Annotated in this window: 7 protein-coding genes and 1 pseudogene; all 8 read right to left on the minus strand. The window is 40.7% G+C overall.

Annotated features, from left to right (window positions below; genetic code table 11):
• Positions 1-122 precede the first annotated feature (122 nt).
• The 8 genes and pseudogenes from ADA55_RS01705 to ADA55_RS01740 all read right to left on the minus strand — a co-directional run bounded on the left by ADA55_RS01705 (position 123) and on the right by ADA55_RS01740 (position 5,452).
• Positions 123-839, minus strand: a complete 717-nt coding sequence (locus ADA55_RS01705; protein WP_048678251.1) for an SDR family oxidoreductase — start codon at positions 837-839, stop codon at positions 123-125.
• Between the two features lie 92 nt (positions 840-931).
• A pseudogene (locus ADA55_RS01710) lies at positions 932-1,440 on the minus strand (type 1 glutamine amidotransferase domain-containing protein).
• A 141-nt stretch (positions 1,441-1,581) separates the two neighbouring features.
• A complete protein-coding gene (locus ADA55_RS01715; protein ID WP_048678253.1) occupies positions 1,582-1,887 on the minus strand; it encodes a heme biosynthesis protein HemY in 306 nt (101 codons plus the stop codon).
• Between the two features lie 143 nt (positions 1,888-2,030).
• Positions 2,031-3,053, minus strand: coding sequence for an LLM class flavin-dependent oxidoreductase (locus tag ADA55_RS01720; protein WP_048678254.1), 1,023 nt, complete (start codon positions 3,051-3,053; stop codon positions 2,031-2,033).
• Between the two features lie 37 nt (positions 3,054-3,090).
• The gene (locus ADA55_RS01725) at positions 3,091-4,056 is read right to left on the minus strand and encodes a TIGR03571 family LLM class oxidoreductase (RefSeq protein ID WP_072273106.1); all 966 of its coding nucleotides are present in this window, start codon (positions 4,054-4,056) and stop codon (positions 3,091-3,093) included.
• A gap of 11 nt (positions 4,057-4,067) precedes the next feature.
• Positions 4,068-4,319 carry an ArsR/SmtB family transcription factor gene (locus ADA55_RS01730; protein WP_373689821.1) on the minus strand — a complete coding sequence of 84 codons (252 nt, stop codon included), beginning with the start codon at positions 4,317-4,319 and terminating at the stop codon, positions 4,068-4,070.
• A 330-nt stretch (positions 4,320-4,649) separates the two neighbouring features.
• Positions 4,650-4,934 carry a putative quinol monooxygenase gene (locus tag ADA55_RS01735; protein WP_048678258.1) on the minus strand — a complete coding sequence of 95 codons (285 nt, stop codon included), beginning with the start codon at positions 4,932-4,934 and terminating at the stop codon, positions 4,650-4,652.
• A 236-nt stretch (positions 4,935-5,170) separates the two neighbouring features.
• Positions 5,171-5,452 carry a GNAT family N-acetyltransferase gene (locus tag ADA55_RS01740; protein ID WP_053087353.1) on the minus strand — a complete coding sequence of 94 codons (282 nt, stop codon included), beginning with the start codon at positions 5,450-5,452 and terminating at the stop codon, positions 5,171-5,173.
• Positions 5,453-5,495: the final 43 nt, after the last annotated feature.

Consider the following 5,495-nt stretch of genomic DNA (forward strand, 5'->3'; position numbering starts at 1 on the left):
TTAAGTGTTTATTGAAAAATGTTGACAAACTATTGGCTGGTTTAGTTTAATTCTTAACTTATTTCTATTTTAGTTAGAACCCGCTGCTTGTTAGGGTGATAAGCTTCCGTTCCACAAGGCCATTATACTAAGTGGGCTCCACCATCAATAAGAACAGCCGTACCAGTAGTAAAACCATTTTTAGCAAGGTATACATAGGTTTCAGCTATGTCTTCCGGCTTTGCAATCCGTCCAACAGGGAGCTGTTGTGCAATGCCGTTGAACAGTGCTTGCCTCTGATCATCTGGCATTCCAGCATAGATTGGAGTGTCTACAATTCCAGGTGAAACCACGTTTACCCTAATAGGGGCTAAGTCTACGGAAAGTCCTCGAACCAATCCTTCAATGGCTGAATTGATTGCCGCTAACGTAGTAGCGCCTTGAGGAGGACGAACGCCATATACACCAGAGGTTAAGGTGATTGAGCTCTCATTGTTTAAATATGGAAGTGCTGAACGGACTGTAATATATTGCCCCCAGAACTTACTATCAAACGCCTCTTTAGCACTTGCCACAGGCAATTCACTAAAGTTCCCCATTGCTCCTTCTCCTGCTGTTACCACAAGGTGGTCAAATTTTCCAACCTTGCTGAAAAATTCTGCTACTTTTTCTTCGCTTCGAAAATCGATTTCATTTCCTTCTACATAGCCACCAAGAACTTGTTTTGCTTCATTTAATTTGGAAACAGAACGGCTGGCAATGATCACTTGAGCTGATTGATCGAGAAACGCTTTGGCAGTTGCTAAACCAATACCAGAAGTACCCCCTAAAACAACTACTCGTTTACCATTTAATGACATAGTAAAAACCCTTCCTTCTTAAAATCTTTTTTGTATTGAAATTCATTGTGAAATAATAATTCCTAAAACGATACTATTGAGTACTTACGCTATTATTCAGCTAATAATTTTAAGGATTCACGATTAAAGGCAGAAATCTCATTCGGAAAACGGCTTGTTACAATATTTTTGCTTACCACAACTTCTTCATCTTTGTAGTTAGCACCTGCATTTTTGAGATCGTTCCTTATTGATTTAAAACCTGTTATGTCCACGCCTTTTAATAGGTCTGTATCAATTAATACTTGAGGGCCATGGCAAATGGCAAAAACAGGTTTACCTTCTTGTATAAATGCTTTTGCGAATTCACCAAAACGGTCGTCTTCACGTAATAAATCAGGAGAGAATCCGCCAGGGATGAGTAAAGCATCAAAGTCTTGAGGATTAACCCAATTCCTTTATCTATTTTTACTGCTTCACCTTTTTTACCAGTAATATCTTTTCCAGCCTGTATGTCGATTGTGATCACTTGATGACCAGCATGTTTAAATGCTTGTGCTGGTTCTGTGAATTCTACATCTTCAAATAAGTCTGTTATTAGTGAATTGATTTTTTTGCTCATTATGATAAGCCCCCTTAAAATTGGAAAAGCATCGTTGGTATTATTCTTATTTAACACAATAAATACAAGTAATCTACCGGGTTTAGTATACAGCTAGATATATGAGGGTATAAAAACATTTAGTATCGCTCTGTCACGTGTTTAATGATGGTGATGCCCTTTAGAAGAATTCGTGATGTCAAATCCTGCTTGTGCTTGAGGCACATAGAAATACCTGATCCAAACCCCATCTAAAAACGGTTCCCTTTTATCGAGCAAAACATCAATGGCTTTGTCTGTTTTCACAATTTCATCATGGTCCGTGGGCGTATCAAGCTTTATTTCATAATGGGCATGGTCCCCATGGTCCAATGTAACGTAGACACGAACCATTTTCCCTTCAGCCTCTTCACTTTCCAACATTTGTTTCAGCACTTTAGCAGCATTTCGGTTAATTTTGCAGTTCATATCATTGTCTCCTATTCTAACAACTTTTAACTTTTTAATTAAGGAATCCTGTAAACATAAACAGGCTCATAACATGATCTCACGGTTTCATCCATATTCAATGCCGAAAAATCAAAAAGGATTCCTTGCTGATGTCCTCCTTTTTACCTCTCGCTTTTTGTAATTTCTGCCAGAAGCTCGTATGAATGCAGGCGAGCTTTGTGGTCGTAAACTTGGGCAATGGCCATGATTTCATCAGCCTGGCTCTCTTCCAAAAATATATGCAGCTTGTCCTTTACCGTCTGCTGGCTGCCAACGATTGATGAGCCTAATTGCTGCTCGAGAGCCTTTAATTGGTAGCTGCTGGCCACTTCAGATATGTCATCTACCGGTGGTTGAAGCGGTTTAAGGTTGCCACTCATCAGATTCAAAAATTGCTGCTGTATTGTTGTAAAAAGGCGCTTTGCCTCTTTATCCGTTTCTGCTGTAATGATATTCAATGCCAACATCGCATACGGCTTATCGAGAACATTCGAAGGCTTAAACGCCTTGCGATAGATCTGTAGAGCACCCAGAGTGTTAAGTGGCGAGAAATGGGCGGCAAACGCGAATGGCAAACCCAGTTCTCCGGCCAGCTTTGCACTGAAGCCGCTTGAACCCAGCAGCCAGATTGGAATATTCAAACCTTCACCTGGAATGGCTTTTATAGGGTTCCCTTGTGCCAGGGATGGATCAAAGTAACCGCGGAGTTCCGCTAATTGCTCAGGAAAGTCATCTCCGGTACTTCCCAAGTCGCGTCTCAATGCACGAGCGGTCCCCTGATCTGTACCAGGTGCCCGCCCCAGACCAAGGTCAATTCGCCCAGGATATAATGATTCAAGAGTGCCAAACTGCTCAGCGATGACGAGCGGTGCGTGATTCGGCAGCATGATTCCTCCTGAACCAATCCTGATTTTTGATGTACCGGCTGCCACATGGGACATCACCACAGAAGTGGCGGAACTGGCGATAAACGGCATATTATGATGTTCAGCGAGCCAAAAACGGTTGTAACCAAGTTTTTCAGCAAGCTGTGCGAGTTCCAATGTTTGGCGGAAAGAGTCAGCAGGAGTACTTCCGGCTGTTATCGGTGAAAGATCAAGCACCGAGAATGGAATTTCGTTTAGTTTATTAGCATGTTTAGACATAAGTTCATCTTCTTCCCTTATCTAATTTTTTTAAAAACTAATCTAATACTGGAATTTCATGAGTCGGAAAGTAAGGCAACACAAACTCTCCAAGCTCCTGGATGACTTCCTCGGGAGGGCGCTTTGAAAAATACAATACAAATGCCAGGTGATTGACACCAATCGATTGAAATTGATATAGAATTTCTAATAACTGTTTGCGCCCTACACGAAATCCTAACGGAATCGGAACAGGAAACGAATCGGGATTTTCCGATAAATCGATAAATAAAGTCTGAGTGAAAGGTTTAAACACTCCTGGGGCGTGAATTTCCGACAACTCGCGATACTCGTTAATCAATTGAGTTTGTTGTGGGATAATCCTCGGGTACTGGATCCAGCCGTCCCCATTCTGGGCGATCCATTCAATCGATTGATTGCTGAATCCTGTCACCATGGTTGGAATCGAAGAAAAAGGTTTGGGGATCATTCTCATATCCGTTCCATCGATGATGCCTAAATCGCTGTTGATTGTCGGATTGTCCTCCTTTAACAGCATTTCAAGGAATGCATAATTCTTTTTAAACAGCCCTCCACTTTCGAGCTTGGATATTCCCAAAGCTGTGAAATCTTTATCCCGGTCTCCTGAAGCCACTCCCATGATCAGGCGTTCGGGAAACAACCGGTCAATAGATGATGCTTCCTTTGCCACTCGGACAGGATGGCGCAGCGGGAGGACCACACTCGCCGTCCCAAGTGCAATATCCTTTGTATGGGCCGCAAGATAGGTCAAATAAATCCATACATCATACATTTGACCATTATCATCAATATTCAAATTCTGAATCATAACGTCCCGAAGCCACAATGCCGCGAAACCATGGTCTTCAATTTTGCGGGCAAGCGACAGCTGATTTTCCATAATCGGATATTTGGACATCCTTGCCGTCGGAATCGTGAAACCAAGCGTCATTTTATCCTTTTGGTACAACCTGTTAAATGCTCGATGCTGTAATAAACTCACTTCAATTCTCCTTAAATTTTTGTACCAATGTATTTTTCGAACTTTTTAATCGTCTCCTCATTACGGCGATAATACGTCCATTGTCCGATTCGCTTCATTTCAACCAGTCCGCTTTGCAGCAGTATCGATAAATACTGTGAAGTAGTGGATTGCGAAATCCCGGCCATGCTTCGGATATCCCCTACGCAAACCCCGCCTTTAAATCCTTCATCAGCAATAATATGGGCTTGCGGTGAAAAATGACTGTCGGGATCTTTTAACATTTGAAGAATGCTCACCCTCGTCTGGTTCGACAATGCCTTAAAAATTTCAACGGCTTGTTCATCATTTAAGCGTTCCAATTCCTGCTTCAATGTCATTTGCCTCTTTCTATATCGATTATCACTATCCCAATGGAAGCTGGATAGATGATCTGAATGCATCACGCCAAATCGGTAATTAGCGATATTAATATAATAGCCATCTGGTCCGTCCAAATCAAAAGATTTGTTTCGAAGGAGATACGGCGAAAAGCTCCCATCTTAAAAAAGACGACTAAAAAACCTGCATATAACAGGTTTTTCCGACGGTTCCGCCACTCCATCTTTGTGAACTTATTCCATTATTTTCAGCTTATACACTTCTCTAGTTGATACAAGGTCTGCAATATTGTTCCTGTATTCCTGATAATGAGCCGACTGAATATGGTGTTCCAGCGCTTCCTCATCCTTCCACATTTCATATAAAACAAAAGTTTGATCTTCAGATTGGTGCAAGTCATACTTTATACAACCCGCCTCTTCCCTTGATGCCGCTTGTACCTTTTTGAGTTCTGATAATAGTTGCCCCTGCAGGCCTTCTTTTGGTTTTAATACAGCAGTAATTACAATATGCTCCATTTTCATCCCCCTTAATAATGAGTAGTTTGTCTTTCTTTTAAAAGTTGGTGGCAGTGGAGTTTATGTCCCTCCCAGCATCGTGTAAAAAATATACCCTTTTTAATCTCTTATCCGCTACAGTTATGTAAGCTTTTAATTTTTTCTCTTAACTTTTTTAGTTAGGCTTAAATTAGTAAAGGACTTGATACACATTGATAAAACCTCATAAGCAGCAACCCAATCTGTGCCTTAATAAATTATAAAAATAAGGACATACCAGGGGCTTCAGATTCTGGGGCTTCAAAACCTAATTTCTTATAAAAATCTTGTTTTCCTTTTTGCGCTAAATAATTGAACCCACTTAATATCTTCTTCCTCCTACTTTTTGTAATGATGTCATTACTTTTTTTCCAATGCCTAGTTTTTTGGTATTCGGCATCGACCATCACATCACAAATTAAAGTTTGATAAATCCCATCTGATATAATCCTGCCAAATCCTATTAAATTTTTATTATGATAAATAGAAATGGATGACAAGCTTCCCGCAAATGTTCAATTTCCTCTTCAGACAAGTATTTTG

The organism is Bacillus sp. 220_BSPC, from assembly GCF_001054655.1.
GTDB lineage: Bacteria > Bacillota > Bacilli > Bacillales > DSM-1321 > Peribacillus > Peribacillus frigoritolerans.